This window comes from Psychrobacter sp. WY6 (assembly GCF_018448495.1).
GTDB lineage: Bacteria > Pseudomonadota > Gammaproteobacteria > Pseudomonadales > Moraxellaceae > Psychrobacter.
In genome coordinates this window covers 175,692-192,986 of sequence record NZ_CP049902.1, presented here as the reverse complement: position 1 = coordinate 192,986, position 17,295 = coordinate 175,692, and the positions used below count along the sequence as shown (strand labels likewise).

Annotated in this window: 15 protein-coding genes and 3 pseudogenes; 7 read left to right on the top strand and 11 right to left on the bottom strand. The window is 43.8% G+C overall.

The genetic code is table 11. The annotated features are described in order from the left end of the window. Positions 1–40: 40 nt before the first annotated feature. On the bottom strand, positions 41–724 hold the full coding sequence (radC, locus tag G7Y90_RS01000; RefSeq protein WP_250163162.1) for a RadC family protein: 684 nt from the start codon (positions 722–724) through the stop codon (positions 41–43). A 127-nt stretch (positions 725–851) separates the two neighbouring features. Between radC and coaBC the strand changes: the two genes are divergently transcribed. Continuing rightward, the gene (gene coaBC, locus G7Y90_RS00995) at positions 852–2,270 is read left to right on the top strand and encodes a bifunctional phosphopantothenoylcysteine decarboxylase/phosphopantothenate--cysteine ligase CoaBC (protein ID WP_250163161.1); all 1,419 of its coding nucleotides are present in this window, start codon (positions 852–854) and stop codon (positions 2,268–2,270) included. Between the two features lie 39 nt (positions 2,271–2,309). Continuing rightward, positions 2,310–3,092 (top strand): sulfite exporter TauE/SafE family protein, encoded by a 783-nt coding sequence (locus tag G7Y90_RS00990; protein WP_250163160.1) that lies wholly within the window; start codon positions 2,310–2,312, stop codon positions 3,090–3,092. Between the two features lie 48 nt (positions 3,093–3,140). Here G7Y90_RS00990 and G7Y90_RS00985 read toward each other — a convergent pair whose 3' ends face one another. The 3 genes from G7Y90_RS00985 to G7Y90_RS00975 all read right to left on the bottom strand — a co-directional run bounded on the left by G7Y90_RS00985 (position 3,141) and on the right by G7Y90_RS00975 (position 6,094). Next, complete coding sequence (locus G7Y90_RS00985) at positions 3,141–4,058, bottom strand: histone deacetylase family protein (RefSeq protein ID WP_201605183.1); 918 nt, start codon at positions 4,056–4,058, stop codon at positions 3,141–3,143. Positions 4,059–4,173: 115 nt separating this feature from the next. Then, positions 4,174–4,935: a YbjN domain-containing protein gene (locus G7Y90_RS00980; protein WP_250163159.1), complete on the bottom strand. Its 762-nt coding sequence runs from the start codon at positions 4,933–4,935 to the stop codon at positions 4,174–4,176. Between the two features lie 82 nt (positions 4,936–5,017). Beyond that, positions 5,018–6,094, bottom strand: coding sequence for a hypothetical protein (locus tag G7Y90_RS00975; protein WP_250163158.1), 1,077 nt, complete (start codon positions 6,092–6,094; stop codon positions 5,018–5,020). Between the two features lie 76 nt (positions 6,095–6,170). Here G7Y90_RS00975 and ccmA point away from each other — a divergent pair, with 76 nt between their 5' ends. The 5 genes and pseudogenes from ccmA to ccmE all read left to right on the top strand — a co-directional run bounded on the left by ccmA (position 6,171) and on the right by ccmE (position 9,654). After that, positions 6,171–6,800, top strand: a complete 630-nt coding sequence (gene ccmA / locus G7Y90_RS00970; protein WP_250163157.1) for a heme ABC exporter ATP-binding protein CcmA — start codon at positions 6,171–6,173, stop codon at positions 6,798–6,800. A gap of 136 nt (positions 6,801–6,936) precedes the next feature. Then, positions 6,937–7,591, top strand: a pseudogene (locus G7Y90_RS00965) (heme exporter protein CcmB). Between the two features lie 241 nt (positions 7,592–7,832). Then, positions 7,833–8,621, top strand: coding sequence for a heme ABC transporter permease CcmC (gene ccmC, locus G7Y90_RS00960; protein WP_060491821.1), 789 nt, complete (start codon positions 7,833–7,835; stop codon positions 8,619–8,621). Between the two features lie 43 nt (positions 8,622–8,664). Next, positions 8,665–8,886, top strand: a complete 222-nt coding sequence (gene ccmD / locus G7Y90_RS00955; protein ID WP_250163156.1) for a heme exporter protein CcmD — start codon at positions 8,665–8,667, stop codon at positions 8,884–8,886. A gap of 269 nt (positions 8,887–9,155) precedes the next feature. Next, positions 9,156–9,654: pseudogene (gene ccmE, locus G7Y90_RS00950) on the top strand (cytochrome c maturation protein CcmE). 104 nt (positions 9,655–9,758) lie between these two features. Here the strand turns inward: ccmE and G7Y90_RS00945 are convergent. The 7 genes and pseudogenes from G7Y90_RS00945 to G7Y90_RS00915 form a co-directional block, all read right to left on the bottom strand. After that, positions 9,759–10,607, bottom strand: a complete 849-nt coding sequence (locus G7Y90_RS00945; protein WP_250163155.1) for an aldo/keto reductase — start codon at positions 10,605–10,607, stop codon at positions 9,759–9,761. A 316-nt stretch (positions 10,608–10,923) separates the two neighbouring features. Beyond that, on the bottom strand, positions 10,924–11,883 hold the full coding sequence (locus G7Y90_RS00940) for a MetQ/NlpA family ABC transporter substrate-binding protein (protein ID WP_201560531.1): 960 nt from the start codon (positions 11,881–11,883) through the stop codon (positions 10,924–10,926). Positions 11,884–12,100: 217 nt separating this feature from the next. Next, a complete protein-coding gene (locus G7Y90_RS00935) occupies positions 12,101–12,787 on the bottom strand; it encodes a methionine ABC transporter permease (RefSeq protein WP_060491817.1) in 687 nt (228 codons plus the stop codon). Positions 12,788–12,806: 19 nt separating this feature from the next. After that, positions 12,807–13,576 (bottom strand): annotated as a pseudogene (locus tag G7Y90_RS00930) (methionine ABC transporter ATP-binding protein). Positions 13,577–14,120: 544 nt separating this feature from the next. Further along, positions 14,121–15,848, bottom strand: a complete 1,728-nt coding sequence (locus G7Y90_RS00925; RefSeq protein ID WP_250163154.1) for a HAMP domain-containing sensor histidine kinase — start codon at positions 15,846–15,848, stop codon at positions 14,121–14,123. After that, a complete protein-coding gene (locus G7Y90_RS00920; RefSeq protein WP_250163153.1) occupies positions 15,797–16,300 on the bottom strand; it encodes a hypothetical protein in 504 nt (167 codons plus the stop codon). Before G7Y90_RS00920 ends, G7Y90_RS00925 begins: the two co-directional genes overlap by 52 nt. A gap of 102 nt (positions 16,301–16,402) precedes the next feature. Further along, on the bottom strand, positions 16,403–17,125 hold the full coding sequence (locus G7Y90_RS00915; protein ID WP_045444030.1) for a response regulator transcription factor: 723 nt from the start codon (positions 17,123–17,125) through the stop codon (positions 16,403–16,405). Between the last annotated feature and the right edge of the window lie 170 nt (positions 17,126–17,295).

The following is a 17,295-nucleotide window of genomic DNA, read 5'->3' as shown; positions in this document are numbered from 1 at the left end:
AAGATTTTCTCATATAGGTAAAAATAACAGTCGTAATTAATTATCCAAAAGGCGCTAAGCCGCTTTCGGCATAAGATAGTGTCTCATTGCGTCCAACAATGATGTGGTCTACCAAGGATAAATCGATTAAATCGCAGGCTTTCTTTAGCTCGTAAGTTAATAAGTTGTCTGACGTTGAAGGGGTCGCATCGGTATGTGGATGATTGTGCGCGACGATGAGTTGGCTGGCGGCGTGACTCAAGGCATGACGCAGAACGTGTTTGATACAGACGGAGCAAGAGGAGATGCCGCCAGTAAACAGTATCTCAAAATTAATGAGATTTAACGCATTGTCTAAGCAAAGTACCGCAAAGACTTCGCGATGCTCCCCGCGCAGCTGAGTGCTGATATAGTCTTTGACCATTTGCGAGCGCCCAAGTGCGTGACCAGTTTTAAGCTGACTGTCCAAATAACGCGTGCCCATCTCAAGTGAGGCCAATATCTGCGCGTATTTGGCAGGACCAATACCATGACAAGCCAGTACAGTCTCTTGCGGCGCTGCCAATAATTCTGCCAAGCTACCAAATTGTTCGATCAAATGACGCGCCAGCTCGATAGCTGACTGTGACTGCGTACCTGTGCGCAGAAATATCGCTAATATCTCGGCATCAGATAAATGCGCTGCCCCAAATTTTAGTAGTTTTTCACGTGGTCTATCATCTTCATGCCAGTCTTTAATCGCCATTGTCACTCCTTGAGAATGGATTGCTGCCAGATATATTGAGTAAATACGGAAATTCTTACCCAACTTATCTCATAATTGTTACTATAAGCGCAATTTTATCTTTCAACTTTTTATTGATGCCATGCTTATGTCCAATATTGTGCTTGCTATCACTGGCGGTATCGCCGCTTATAAATCTGCTATCTTTGCCCGCCTATTAATCAAGGCAGGCTTTGATGTGCGTGTCATTATGACCACAGGGGCACAAGCTTTTATTACGCCACTGACCCTGCAAGCTTTGACTGGTAATGAGGTACATATCTCATTACTCGATGAAAAAGCAGAAGCGGGGATGGGGCATATCGAATTGGCGAAATGGGCAGATTTAATCATCATTGCGCCAGCCTCTGCCAATACGCTTGCGCGTCTCGCGATGGGCATGGCTGATGATTTATTGACAACTGTATGCCTTGCAACGGCGGCACCAGTCATCATTGCACCAGCCATGAATCAGCAGATGTGGGCGCATCCTGCGGTCAATCTCAATGTCCAAACCCTGCGCGATATGAATTATCAGATTATTCAACCTGCTAGCGGTGAGCAAGCCTGCGGTGATGTAGGAGCAGGGCGTTTGCCTGAACCTGAGCAGCTATTGGCAGAAGTGTTATTATTTAACGCCATGCAAACCACGCCGCAATTATTGGCAGGTAAACGAGTGGTGATTACTGCAGGACCGACGGTAGAAGCTATCGATCCGGTGCGCTACTTGTCCAATCACTCTACTGGCAAGATGGGATTTGCATTAGCACGTGCTTGCGTGGCTGCTGGTGCAGACGTTATTTTGATTGCGGGTGGCAAAGTGGCACTGCCGACACCGCTGAATGTCACGCGCATTGATGTGTTGTCGGCTAAAGAGATGCTGATGGCGGCGCAGCAGTGCGTGGATGGTACGCACAGTGCGCTACAGTATGTGCCTGAAGATGAGCACGACCATTCTCACGATCACGAACACGACCATAGCCATCAACATGAACATCATGGCGAGTGTGATTGCGGCGATGATCATAGCCACAGTCATAACCACAGCCATGAGATTGATGATAAGGAGCATGCTCATAGCGAGAATCAAAATGTAATGGCGGATATCTTTATCGCCACGGCTGCTGTCGCTGATTATCGTACTGAAGAAGCTGCCCCGCAAAAAATTAAAAAAACCCAAGATGCGATGACGCTGAGTTTAGTCAAAAACCCTGATATTCTAGCGACGATTTCGCTTGCGCATCCAGTGCTGTTTGTCGTTGGTTTTGCAGCAGAAACGCAAGATATCGAGCGCTATGCTCGTGGCAAACTGGTGTCTAAAGATTTAGATTTGATCGCGTGTAATGATGTTTCACGAGCAGACATTGGTTTTGCCAGCGATGACAATGCCATGCAGGTATTTTTCTCAGAGCGTTATGAGCACGATAGCGTCACACTTGAGAAGGCGAGCAAAAATAAAATTGCCGAGCAGTTGGCTGGCATCATTGGTGAGACAATATGGCAACGCCACAATGGTCACAATGCCTAGTTATGTCACCATTAATCCAGACATTAGGTCTTAATGTTTATGGCTAATATGATGGATGGTGATAGCACCCAGACGTTGTTATTGATGGTAATCTTTGCACTGGCATCGTTGCTACACGGTATCAGTGGGCTGGGTGTGACGTTGGTGACGACCACTGCGCTTGCTAGTATCTACCCGTTACCACATGCTATTGTGTTGGTTATTTTTCCGTCATTATTGCTTAATGCCATGACTTGGCTCGCGGGTGGCGGGCGCACAATCTGGCAAAATTTCATCTATTACGGCAGGCGCTATTGGTTACTGGCATTGACCAGCTTACTCGGTAGTATTCTAGGCGCGAAGCTCTTACTATGGGTCGATAGCGCATATATTTTATTACTATTGGCAGCGGTTATTGGTTTTTACGTCATAAGCAGCTTGCTTGGTAAGCAACTCCGTCTACCTGCTACCAAGCCTGTGTTAATCATCGTTGGTTTTAGTGCGGGGGTGATTGGTGGCTCGACCAATGCCATGTCGACCATATTGATGATGTATCTACTGTCTGCCAGCGATGATAAAAATACCATCGCTAAAGTCGGAAATATGTGCTATTTTCTGGGTAAAATTGCTCAAATAATTGTATTACGCGAGCCTATTATGGCGCTCAGCAGTGTTGAGTGGCAGCTGATTATTCTGCTTAGTGTACTATCGATTGCTGCGCTTTTAGTTGGTATCCGCTTACGTCGTTATTTACCACAAGCACGCTTTCGTCAGCTTATTTTATTGATACTTACCGTGCTTGGTATTCGTGTCGGCTGGCAGGGAGTTATGGCATTTTTATAAGATAGCTCGCGAGGCATTTGGCTGTTTAGATGCTATTTTATGCGCGCGTTATTTTGTTATTTCATTAAAAAATATCTGTTGCGCCAAACGAAAGGTATTACAGTGCGCCTCAACCACATCGTCGATATCTTCTGAATAGCCACCACCCATCACGATAGCGATAGGAATTTTAGCGGCTTTTGATTGGCGTAACACATATTCATCACGCGCTTTACAACCCTCTATCGTCAGCCCTAACTTTCCTAATTTATCAGTTGCCAGCACATCGACAGCGGATTGATAAAATATCATATCGGGCGCAACGTCGCTAATCAAACGTGGTAATGTCGCCTCTAGTAACTGCAAATATTCCACATCGCCAGTATCATTGTCTAGCTCAATATCCAAATCTGATACTTGCTTTCGAAATGGATAGTTCTTTGCGCCATGCATGCTAAACACAAAAACGCGCGGCTCACCTGCCATAATACTGGCATTGCCATTGCCCTGATGGACGTCTAAATCGACCACCAAAATCTTTTGCGCCTGTCCACGATTTAATAGTAAATTACTCGCGATACAAACATCATTAAACACGCAAAACCCTTCGCCATGATCAGCAAACGCATGATGCGTGCCACCTGCGACATTCATCGCCGCGCCATATTGCTGCGCATATAATGCACATTCATAAGTGGCATGAGCAATATAACGCCCACGCTTTACCAGCTCAGGTGTCATTTCAAAACCAATGGCTCGCGCTTCCTTTCGTGGTAGCGTTTGGGTTTTCAGCTGATACCAGTAGTCCGCAGTATGCGTGGTCAAAATCTCATCTTCGCTCAAACGTGCAGGAGCAAAAAAGTTGTCGGTACTGATAGTGCCTTCAGCCAATAGCCGCTCAGGAATCATGGTGTATTTTTGCATGGGAAAGCGGTGTTTTTCCGGCACAGAATATCGAAAAATATCAGAGTAAGCAATTTTTAGCATAGTGTTAGAGGATGTCTTTTTTGAAAAGTATGTTAAGAATAAATAGGTTTAAGCGCTTTAACAGTGTGCTGATGAGACATTGTAAAAGCTACGGATAGCTATGATAGTCAGTTCATTACTGCACAAATTGCGTTGGCAAAAAGAAGGTTCTAGAATCTGATTGTTGACGTAGCTCGGTCAGCAATGTCGGTAAGTCTTCCGCAGGGTTTTGATTATCGATCAAATCACTAAATATCTCATTCGCGACCGTGGTCATCGCGATGACACTTTGTAATAAATGCTCAATAACATCATTACCGATGCCTACCGCTTCGACATCGATAGCGTGTTTGTAGCGTATCTCGCCATCATTGACATCCATTTCTAGATTGCCGATTAACAAGTCATAATTTATTTGAGTAATCAGTAGCATCGCCGCACTTTGATGACTCTCTGGTATTAAAAATGGCAAAATTCCATAGACTGCCAGCAGCTTGTTGTTTTCTTGCACGCGAAACAAATAGCCGCAATCGAGACTTTTATTGCGCATTCTAAGCGATAAGTGATGTGATTGCTGACGGTCATTGTTTTTGTTGCCACTGCTTTTGGGTCGATAGTGAGTATAGTGCCACTGCTTATCATTAAAGTACTGTTTCAGAAAATCGATAATGGGCGTGTCGCTAGCTTCGTGTTGACTGGCACTCGAGTTAAAGGCGTCAGTTTCTGAATATTCGCTTGTGTTTTTGACATCAGATTCGGAATTGATTTCGGTATTATCATGAGCGTCATGAGGCTCTGTTTGCGTCACATCAATTTCAACTTCATTAGCCTGCGCTGCTGAACCAGTCAGTAACTGTTTGAGTTTTTGCCACAAGCTGAGTGTGTTACGTTGACTCATAAGTATGGTGCTGTCAAATAAATGAATGAGATGGAAAATTGAGACAAATACATCAAGACAGTAAACGACTAGGCATTAAATGCTAAGCCTTTTTGATATTCGGTTGCTCATAAAACGCTTGTAACATTTCACGAGTATGTGCCGTTAACCACTCGCTTTCAATGGCATCGTGCACCACAGGTAATAGCGCTGTACTTAATTGAGTCATGGCCTGCTCATCAATATGAAGACTCGAAACTACCGTCGCAATAGTATCTGACTGATGATTGCCATACCAAGTATCGATGCTCGCTGCCACAAGGCTGTGTAAGTAAGGCGACTGGCGCAGGCGGTTATAGCTTTGCTGAATGCTGGCTTCGATATGATCGATGCTGCTGTTGTCAGGTTCATCACGCAGATAAGTCTGTAGATGACTGACAGGCTGGTCTTTGATTCGCGCCCAACCAGTAATTAATAATCGCGCGACTTCGTCATTTGATAAATGCTCTTGCGCATTGGCTTCTGCGCGGCGTGCTAAATCTTTAATATTACGATGCAAATACGCCTGCAGTTTTTCGTCAAGGTTTCTATTGGTTGCCTTTTCAAAAGAGCTGCGCCCAAATTTCATCAGTTTACCAGCAGCACCTGCTTTATCCAGCGTGGTTTCCATAAAGTCATTAATGGCATGATATAGCGTTTGGGTTAGCAAATCGGCAAAAGTCTCGTTGCCGACCAATGTATGAATCAAGATATTGCGTTGCTGATCGTGGCTACCGAGATAGTTGGCAAGGGTTTCAACTTGAGTATCATCCACCAGCTCAGACAACGGCACGTTATCATTGACTGGATGATAAATAATCGTATGCAGGATATCGCGAATATCTTTACGTATCACATCCGTCATCGGTTGATTGAGTAGCCAGTCATTAATCAGCTGTTGCAAATCATCGGCGCTGACATATTTATTCAATGGCTGTGCAGCAAACCATTGCCATGCCTGCATAGACAGCGGTTCAGCTTGCATGCGTAACCATTGCTGCATAAAGGCAACTTGTGCCTCGATTAAGCCATCTATGGTTAGCGCTGGCATATCTAAATTTTGGTTATCTTTTGAAGTCTGCATAGGTTTTGAGGTCATAATAATCGACAATTTGTTATACTGTGTGGTTGGGGTAAGCATAAAGTATTATGCCATGAACGTCATCTGTGTTTGTGATGAATATTGATTGCCGCTTAATAAATAATGAGAGGTTTTGATGACAGCTCTGAATACCGCCTTACTTGCGCTTGATGAACTGACCGTTCAGCGCGGCGAAATCCCTCTATGCGAAGGGGTTGTACTCAATCTGGCAGCTGGTAGCATTTGCCATTTAATTGGTGCTAACGGTACTGGTAAGACCACTTTACTGATGCAGCTGGCTGGGTTATTGCCAGTGTTAAGCGGTGAGGTTTATTATCAAGGAGTAGCGAATTTACCTATTCAGCCTTTGTATGTGTCGCACCAGTTGGGTATACATCCAAATCTAACGGTCGCGCAAAACCTGACCTTTCTGCTAAATTTATATGGGATTAGCCCAAGCGTTACTGATATTGATGATGCCCTCACTTGGGTAGGATTACAAGGCTTTGAGACGATTAGCTCAAGCCATTTATCTGCTGGGCAAACCCGCCGCATTACCCTTGCACGGTTATATTTATTGACCCCTGAGGTGACACCATTATGGCTACTTGATGAGCCTTTTACTGCCCTTGATGTCGATATGGTAGCGCGAATGGAAGACAGATTGCGCGATTTTGCCAATACTGGCGGCGCTATATTAATGACCAGTCATCAGGCCGTTGGTGTTGCCAATCAAGTACTCGATTTGTCCGATTATATGGTTTGAATACTAGTTTGCATACTCTCAGTATAAGTGTTCCAAGCATCCGTAGAAGAGCAAATAAATGATAGAAATAGACGGTTCAGTACACAGTGAATAAAGCTCAAATACTGACTTAGCTGCGGTGCGCGGTATTAGCTTTATGCAGTTATGGCGGCGCGAGTGGCAAGTCAAACAGCAAGGCGCCGTGCAGTGGCTTTATCCGCTAGTGCTGTTCTTGGTTATTATCACCTTATTTCCGCTAGCAGTGGGTAGCGAGCCTGCGCTATTGCAACGCCTTGGCGTGTCGGCGGTGTGGATTGCCGCTCTGTTGTCACTGGTGATGGTGTCGATGGTTTGTTTAAGCCTGCCCTTGATAATGGCACGCTGGCGCAATTGGTCGTTGCCAAAGCGTCATTGCCTTTATGGGTGTTGATTCGTTTGGTTATCCATTGGATTTTTAGTAGTGGTATTGTGGCAGCGCTTAGTTTACTTGCCGTGCCTTTGTTTCAGCTTAGTTGGTTTGAGGCGTGGATATTGATGGCTTCTATTGTGACGGGCAGTCCGATGCTCTTGATGCTGTCAGCGGTCGCGAGTAGTTTGACGCTGTCATTAAAGAATGGTGCGGGCTAGTGCCTTTAATTGCCTTACCGATGCAGTTACCAGTGTTGATTTTTGCCACAGGAGCGGTTGATTTATTTGCCACTGGTCTCAATGGCTTACCGATACTGGCTTTATTATTAGCAGGTAGTATTATCTCGGTTTTGGTGATGCCATGGGTGATTGCCATGACGTTAAAAATAGCGTGGCTGAATTAAAAACGACATAAGTTGTGTACAACTCTCTGTATTGAGAGTTTGTAATAAAAAACGCTATAAAAAACCTTTGTATTAACAGCATGTTGAAAACTGGCAATTTTGCTATAATAGTCAGTTAACTAAGCAAACAATCACTTGTAGATTCTATCCAGTGTTTAACGCCAGCAGGTTAGCAGGTAGTCGCGCCTATGATGCGCTATATCGGTTACAACCAATACGCTGTGCCAATAGGTTTATTCCCATGCCCAACCTGAATAACGTCTCATCTCCTAGCCTGTGGCAGCGCATCTGGCAGGGCTTTTTGACCACTGTGGGTACCAAGCAGTTTTTTCGCATTTTTTCGCCTTGGGTCAAGTGGCTGGCGATATTAGCCAGTATTTGCCTATTGATCGGTAGTGTCTGGGGTCTCGCTTTTGCGCCGCCTGATTACCTACAAGGTAATAGCTACCGCATTATCTTTATCCACGTACCCGCTGCCAGTATCGCTATTTCCATTTATTTTGCCTTAGCAGTGCTCGGGGTCATTTTTTTGGTTTGGAAAATAAAAACGGCTAGCTTAGTGGCACAGGCGCTTGCTCCGCTAGGATTCTTGCTCTGTGTGATTAGCTTAATCACGGGCTCTATTTGGGCGAAACCCACTTGGGGTACTTACTGGGTTTGGGATGCACGTTTGACCTCTATGCTCATCTTGGCGTTTCTGTATGCGGGCGTGATGGCGTTATTTGCCGCGTTTGAGCATACTGCCAATCGTGGTAAAGCCGCCGCCATTTTGTCTATTGTTGGCGCAGTAAATCTACCCATTATCAAGTACTCGGTACAGTGGTGGAACACCTTGCATCAAGGCTCGACCTTTACTTTGACCGCCGCGCCTAAGATGTCAGCAGATATGTGGATGCCATTATTACTGATGATTATTGGTAGTTATTTATTAGTGGCAACATTAGCGATTTATCGTACCAATACGCTTATCTTGTATCGTGATCAAGGCAAAGCATGGGTCAAAGAATACATTCGCGGGCAAGCTAAATGACGGTAATGACTGTCGCCAAAAAAATCACGGCTAGGAAAATATTATGCAGCCTTACTTTTATAGCGTATCTGAGTTTCTTGCCATGGGTAAGCATGGCGTGTTCGTTTGGTCGTGCTGGGCAATTACCGTTGGCATGATGCTGGCGTTTGTTATTTATAGTCGTAGACAACGACAGGCTTTAATCAAACAGTTGACCATTCAGCAAGCGCGGCAAGCACAGCGTACGGCTAAAACAACCATGCCTGTCACTAAGCAGTCCCATTAGCTAGTAGGCTCGTCCTATCTAGCGTTAGCCGTTAATTTTTAGCCACTCAATCTGTAACTTAGCACTTGATAAAGAGGTGACTGCCACAGAAGTTATAGGGCTTATTGATTTGTCCGAAAAATGCTACCATATAGCCATTAGAAGAGTACGATTAGAAAGACATTTTTAGAACGTTTTTCTAATGGTAGTTTCTTCAAATTTTTCTGTTTTATATATTTATGGCATTGACTATAGTTTATAAAACAGTGACTCATCAATGAGGTAGTGGTATGAACGCAGTTCGTCGCAAAAAACTGATGTGGGTTATGTTTACGCTTGCAGGGGCGGCGATAGCCGTGGTATTGGTTCTTTATGCCATTGGGCAACAGACCGATTATACTTTGATGCTACCGCGATTGCACAAGGTGAAGCACCACAAGATAAGCGTATTCGAGCAGGCGGTATGGTCGTTGCGGGTAGTGTCCAGCGCGCAGAAGACAATCCACTAAACGTTGAGTTTGCCATTACGGACTTTCAATCGACCGTACCTGTGACTTATCAAGGTATTTTGCCAGATTTATTTGCTGAAAACTCAGGTGTCGTCGCGACAGGTAAGATGCAGGGTGATACTTTGTCGCTGGAGAAGTCTTGGCTAAGCATGATGAAAATTACATGCCGCCAGAAGTGGCCAAATCGATGAAAGAAAACAACCGTAGCGGTGTAGTGCCTCCTTCTGAGCAATATAATCCTGCTGAAAAGGTGCATGAGACGGATACCTTACAGCAGTAATTATATAGTCCATATCATAGTAAAAGAGCCGCTAATAATATATTAGCGGCTCTTTTTTTACATGAATTTGGTACTAATAAGTTTCGATAGTTTCTTATAAGAACTTAGTCGTCCCATTCAGGCGAGTAATCTGGATGCTTAATTTTGCGCCCATCAGCACGCGCTAAGCTGCTGATTTTCTCAATATCACCCGCACTTAATTGTACTTTTATAGCGTCTAAGTTGCCTTGCAAATGATCAGGGTTAGACGTTTTCGGAATAGCGATACGATGCTTGTCTGACAGAATCCAAGCCAATGATATCTGTGCTGGCGTGACATTATGTTTGTCAGCGATTTCTTTAATAATCTCATTATCGAATACATCACCGCGTGCAAGTGGTGAATAAGCTTCGAGTAGAATGTGGTGATTGTTCAAAAAAGTCTGCAAGGTTTTTTGCTTGATGAAAGGATGAAACTCAACCTGATTGACCACAATCGGTACATCAGCATATTTCTCAGCTTCAATGATACTAGCAATATTAAAGTTAGAGACGCCGATATGGCGCGTCAAACCTTGTTTCTGTAGCTCACACAAGGCAGGAATGGTTTCAGATAAAGGAACACGGTCATCCGGCCAGTGCAATAGTAGCAAATCAACATAATCAGTATCTAAGTCTGCTAAAGAGCGTTTGGCGGCTGCAATCAATTTCTCAGGCTCAAACTTCATGTCATCAGGAAAAATCTTTGTGGTCAAAAAGAACTTATCCCGAGATACCCCTGATTGTTTGATACCTTGACCCACTTCTTTTTCATTGCCATAAGCTTGAGCGGTATCGATGTGCTCGTAACCCATTTTCAACGCTTGACTGATGACATCAACACAATCTTGACCAGTCGATTGCCATGTTCCAAGCCCTAGTACAGGAATATTTGCTTGTCCAGCGGTACGAATATTATAAGTTTTAGCACGCATCTTATTATCCTTGTTATTTATGTATTTATTGATAGAGCATCAAATCATCAATATTCTGATCACCCTCTCTATTTAACTTACCCACTATAGAAAAAATTGTCAGCAAGTAAAAGGGCACGTGACGCTTTCCTACAAAGGACAAACAGGCTGTAACGTCATTTTTAGTAACTGATAGACAGCAGCGCGCGGTTAAAAAATAAAAATCGTAAAATCGAGCCCATAAAAAACGCCCATCACTATCTAGCAATGGGCGTTTACAAGCGGGACGAAGACGATATTTAAGTGTTTTGGATTTAAGTGCTTTTGGTTTAAGAGCTTATTGAGTAGCAGCTTCTACAGGTGCAGGTTTTGTTGCGGTATCCGTGTGCGCACTGTGATCAGAGCCCCAGATTTTTGGGTACTTATAACCAGGGAAAGTTTCATGAGCATACTTTTTAAAGGCTTCTGAGTTATATGCATTGGTCACATCTTCGACCCATTTTTTGCCAGCATCTGCTGATTTAATGGCTGACCAGTTGACATAAGCAAAGCTAGGCTCTTGAAATAGCGCTTCAGTCAGCTTGATACCAGCATCCGTGGCATAGTTGCCATTGATGACGGCAAAGTCGACTTCATCACGAGCACGTGGCAATTGAGCGGCTTCTAACTCAATGATTTCAATGTCGTATTTGCTGTTATCAGCGATGTCAGTTTTTGATGCCGTTAGCGGATCAATATTGTCTTTTAGCGTGATCCAGCCAAGATCATCCATCATTACCAGCGCACGAGCAAAGTTACTTGGATCATTTGGTGCAGAGACTCTCATGCCTTTATAGACATCATCAAGCGTGGTCTTTTTACCTGAGTAAATGCCAAGTGGGGCAGTAGGTACTTGGAAAACTTCTACCAGATCAAGATTGTTTTCTTTTTTGAAGGTATCAAGATAAGGCTTATGCTGGAAGATGTTGATGTCCAAATCACCTTCAGCCAAGGCAAGGTTTGGGCGTACATAGTCAGTAAAAGCAATCAGCTCAACTTCGTAACCTTGCGCTTCCAGTGAGCTTTTCACTTGGTTGCGCACCATATCGGCGAAGTCACCTTCGGTGGTACCGATGACGATTTTGGTATGCTCAGGATCGATATCGCTAGCGGCAGTTTCTGCTGTTGAGCCTTCCGTAACAGGCTCTTTAGTCGCTTCCGGTGCTGATGAGTTGTTGCAACCAACCAAGACTAGGCTTGATACGCCAACGGCAGCAAATGCAGTCGCTAACTGACGGCTGATATCTGTTAATTTCATGGAACTTCCTTAATAAGAGGGATGGGATGGAGGGCAAACGCTGGCCATTAAAAAAGCAACATTAGGGATAGTAATGCTGCTAAGTTAACGACTGTTAAGTTAGTATCAAAATTAAAGGGTCTCAGTAACAAAGTCAAGCATTTTGCTTAGGATGAATCGGCATTAAACCCAGTATTATTTCATATTAGCGTTAACTGACTTTGTCTAAGTCTTTTTTCTATCGTTTATCCAACCGGTTAGCCAACCAATTACCCGATGCTTGAATGGAGACGACCATTATTGATAGGACAATAACGATAAAAATCATCACCTCCGTTTGATAACGATAGTAGCCATAACGAATGGCTAAATCCCCCAGACCACCGCCGCCAATCATACCTGCCGCTGCTGAATAAGAGAGCAGGCTGATACAGAGAATCGTCACGGACAATACCAGTCCTGAGCGTGCTTCATTGAGTAAGACTTTAATAATGGTCAAAGGACGTGCGCCCATAGACTCGGTCGCCTCAATGATACCGCGTGGCACTTCACGTAAGTTTTGCTCGACCAAACGGGCAAAATAAAACGAACCTGCAATGGCGAGTACCAATGAGGCCGCAATCGGTCCAATACCCGTGCCAACGATAGCCTTAGTAAATGGGCTCATGGCAATCATCAAAATGACAAATGGGAAAGCGCGCATAAAGTTGGTGATACCACCAAGCAGACCATACAATGTTTTGTTTTGCAAAAACTGTCGATCACTGGATAAAAACAAAAATACGCCAAACAACCCACCTATGACAATGGCCACCGTCGTTGAGATGCCAAGCATAATAAATGTATCAATAAACGCGTTCACAATCTCTTTGCGCAGGGCAAACAGCTTGTCTATCGAGGCGGACAATTCACTACCAGTTAACATATTTATTTCTCCTGCCTCATTAGTCTTCGTGCACTAAGCCTTTGCCAATCGGGGTGGTCGCCTGAATCAGACCGTCTCTCACATCTGCAACTTCCAAGAGTTGACCTTGATGCAGTAATGCGGCGCGATCACACAGCCTACGGATGACACTCATCTCATGAGTCACAATCACAATGGTGACGCCAAGTTGTTCGTTGATATCACGTAGACAAGTCAACAAGCTGCGGGTCGTCGCAGGATCAAGCGCACTGGTTGGTTCATCAGCCAATAATACTTTAGGACTGGGGGCAATCGCTCGGGCAATACCGACACGCTGTTTTTGTCCGCCTGACAGCTGCGCAGGGTAGTGACCAGCGCGGTCTGTGAGATCAACAATCTCTAGGCAATCCATCACTCGTTTATGAATGTCGCGGCTCGGATATCCTGAAACAGTTAAATTAAAGGCCACGTTGTCAAAAACAGTACGATTCGACATCAGATTAAATTGCTGAAAAATCATACCAATATTATGCCGAGCGATACGCAATTCACTGGCAGACAAAGTGGTCAAGTCAGTGCCATCGACGATGACTTGACCAGCATCTGGACGCTCAAGCATTTGATTAGGCGTAGCAGAGTAGACTTACCTGCACCCGAGTATCCCATTAGGCCAAAGATTTCGCCTTGCTGGACAGATAACGAGGTCGGTTCAACGGCAGTAAACCAATGTGGTTTGCCATCTTTGTCTTTGATTGATCGGTCGCTTAAAAAACTCTTGGTCACATTGTTTAAGACAATCATGTCATTCATGGAGGGCTCAAAATTCAATAATTTTTTTAATAGTCACAAACGCGCTGTCGGGCCTCTTTAACAATGTAAGAAGCCAATTAAGAAACAACCGTTAATAACCCTATAATAAGGGGCGCTAATATAGCATATTATCGAGCACTTTGGATATGAACATCCGTGACAGGCTTATGATTAATAGCTATTAGTAAGAGGGGGGTTGTAGAATGTGAGTCGCGACGATCGAGTAAAATGAAGTGTCTGTTCATAGCACATTATATAGTCATTCCACCATAAAAATATTACTGCGTTAACCTCGCTTGAAGTATTAAATATACATCTATACTCGGTTGCCTTGTACTACTTTTAAATTGAATCGACTATAGTATCGCTGACTAGGTCGTGTCCTTATTTTAAAAATGGTGATAAAATGAGATAAATTGCCGTCAAACAGGGAAAGTAGCGCAAATAATATCGAGATATTGATACGCTATTTGACGATGTCTGGCAAAATTTAGCATTTTTAGCCATTTAAAGGTTAATAGATTGGACTGAAGGCACGTCTTAGTCATGCTGGTGATAATGTGGGTCGCTTGACTGGTATGACAACTAAAAACCTGGTATGTCCATTCAACGTATCAGTAATGATGCGCCCTTGATGTGCGGTAACGATTTGTGATACTAGTGATAAGCCTAGTCCAGAGCCTTTATTTTTTTGTTGCAACCGCACAAATGGGCTAAATACTTCTTCACGTTTGTCTTCTGGAATACCCGTGCCTTCATCAATCACTGCCAATACTGCATATTTCGGTAATGGGCGTACAGGATCGGTCTTGGCTTTTTTTAGATGTTTGGCAAATAAGCCTTCTTTGCGCGGTGTACTGAGTACTTCTGTAGGATTTTGAGTGTTATTTTGAGCATCACCCTTGTCGCGCGTAGTGCCACCTTTATTTATTACGGCACCTTTGGATTTAGGAACTGTATCATTCAAGGCAGTACTCTTAGCGTCATTGATAACTGCAGACGACTCTTCAGTGTCAGGAACTGCTTTCCAAACCATCTTTTTAATTTTGTCAGTCAAATCATTGGTAAAGTTATGATAATTAGCAATCAATGAGGATGCACTGGTGCTTCCAACGGTATCGTTACTGTTGACTGAGTTTGTTGAAGTGCTTGAGTCAGTTTGAACACTATTCGCATCAGTAGACTCTGTTAAGGTTGCACAGGTTTCAATAGAGTCAATGTCTCCGTTGATATTATTAATATCAGCCTTATCGATTTTGGTCTCTATATTTACATCGGCATCAGCATCGGCATCGGAATTGAGGTCATGCTCAACCGCAATATTTTCTCCGTTTCTATATATCGGTGGTGCTGGCAACAGGATAATAGCATCTGTTGCTTCGGGTTTAACTTTACCAGTAATATGAGAAGAATCGTTTGAATGTGTATGACTATGCGCAATATGATTGTGCGTATCGTCTTCATTAACCTCGATTGGTTGGTGATAAGAGTCAAAATCAGAGCTATTATAATCGGCAAAGCTACTGTAGAGTATCGTTTGTAGCAGATAATCAGGTATGGTATCTGCTTCATCAATAGTTTGCACGCCATACAATAGTACCGTCACGGGCGGCTTGCCGTGTAACATGGCATTGGTTAACAAGTTGCGAATCAAATGGGTCAACATCGATGATTGACCATCGATCACAATATGTTCACCAATGAGCGTCGCTTCAGGATAATGTTGCCGTTCTTGATTCACCAGATCGTATAAATCTAAACTTTCAACTTGCTGCAAGGCATGACCGGCGTCTAAACGACTCACCAATAAGATACTCTCTACCAAATCATTGAGTCCTGACAAATCGCGGTTAATCGCTTGCGCACGTTTATCAAACTTTGCTTTGGTATCAGATGGTAGCGCCCCTGCGAGCATATCCATCATCTCAATCTGTAAGCGGATACGAGTAATGGGGGTACGTAGCTCATGAGAAGCATGTGCTAAGAGCAGGTTATTGGCATCGATAAGGTGTTCGATTTTTTGTGCTGCTTGGTTAAATCCACGCGCTAGTGAGGCGATCTCATCGTTACCACGAGCATTCACTCGTACGGTAAAAATCACCATCACCAGTTGCGCCATCTGCTGGCTCATCTGATTGATGCGCCAAGTGATGGTACGAGCAATCCACCATAGGACACCTGCCATAATCAGTAACAGTAGTAGTGTGCCAGTAAATAAATTCAGCGCAGAGGAGAGTACTGGTTTTTTAGGCGGTAAGCGTGATTCATACAAAACGTATAGCCGGTGCTGCTATAAACCTGAGCTTGCTTGGTAGGGGAGGTGTCTGCGAGAGAGGGAAAAACGCGTGAAAATAAAGAGGGCGGTGCGGGCAACTCCAACGGCAAATCGCTGTTATCCGTTTGCATTAGCAATCGACCTTCGCTGTCATACAAGCCCATCTTTGCCTGCAATGACTCATCAAAGATATCAAAGCTCTTTTTGACCACTGCTAGCATAAAGCGCGCTTGCAAGCGATTGTCCTCGCTAACAGAGATATTCAGCTCATGCAAGAAGGGGTCTATTTGTCCTAAAATCTGGGTGGCTAATACTTCTGATCGAATACTTGCATCTTTATCGTGTACAAGTTGCGTCAACAGCACCATCGCCACTGCAAATAAAATAAGTGCCAGCATGACACTGGCAAATAATTTGGCAAATACCGAACGAAATCCCAACTGCTGCATTAAACCATCTCTACTATCAGCCGTTTATATCGACTCATACTTCTAATTTGCATAAACAAATCAAAAGTATGGTTTTTATCGATTAATTTGCCACTTTTGCGATCAAACCTGATCAGTGGCAAATTGATAACCAACACCGCGTACCGTAATAATACGTTTTGGCTGGCGTGGGTTGTCTTCAATTAAAGCACGCAGGCGCGAGATATGAACATCAATGGCGCGATCGATATTATCTGAGCTGTCATCATTGGGCATGGCTTGCCACAGTTGCTCGCGATTCAATACTTTACCAGAATGGGTGGCAAAGTAATGCAATAATTGAAACTGATGCGTCGTTAAACGGACAGGCTCGTCATCGATGGTCACTTCATGGCTGTCAGGAAAGACACTCAAACGACCAAAGGTCAAGCTATCAGACTGGCTATCTGCTTGATTGGGCTGCTCATGACGGCGAATAACAGCTCGGATTCGAGCGAGAAGCTCACGTGGCTCAAAAGGCTTAGATATATAATCGTCAGCACCCATCTCAAGACCTAGCACGCGATCGGTGGTATCGCCTTTCGCTGTCAACATGATAATGGGCACTTTATTGGTCATGTTGTTTTTATTGCCGCGAATTTTTTGACAAACTTGCATACCATCCATATCAGGTAGCATTAAGTCAAGCACGACCAAATCAATGTCACGCTCTTTGGCATCCAATAAATCAAGCCCTTCTTGACCAAGTCCTGCATGATGGACGTCATAATAATTCATGGTCAGGTAATCGCTGATTAACTCAGCTAGATCAGGATCATCTTCGATTAATAAAATCTGCTTGCTCATGGGTTATCCTCTAGTTGTTGTTATGGTTGGCCAAACGTTTCATCTGTTTTGATATTTTGTATCACGATAAATACATCGCTGATTTTAGGATCTTAAACATTTAAACGATTAAGCCTCTAGGTTCTCAAACTTTCTAAGATTTCTCAAACTTTCAAGATATTGAGTCATTT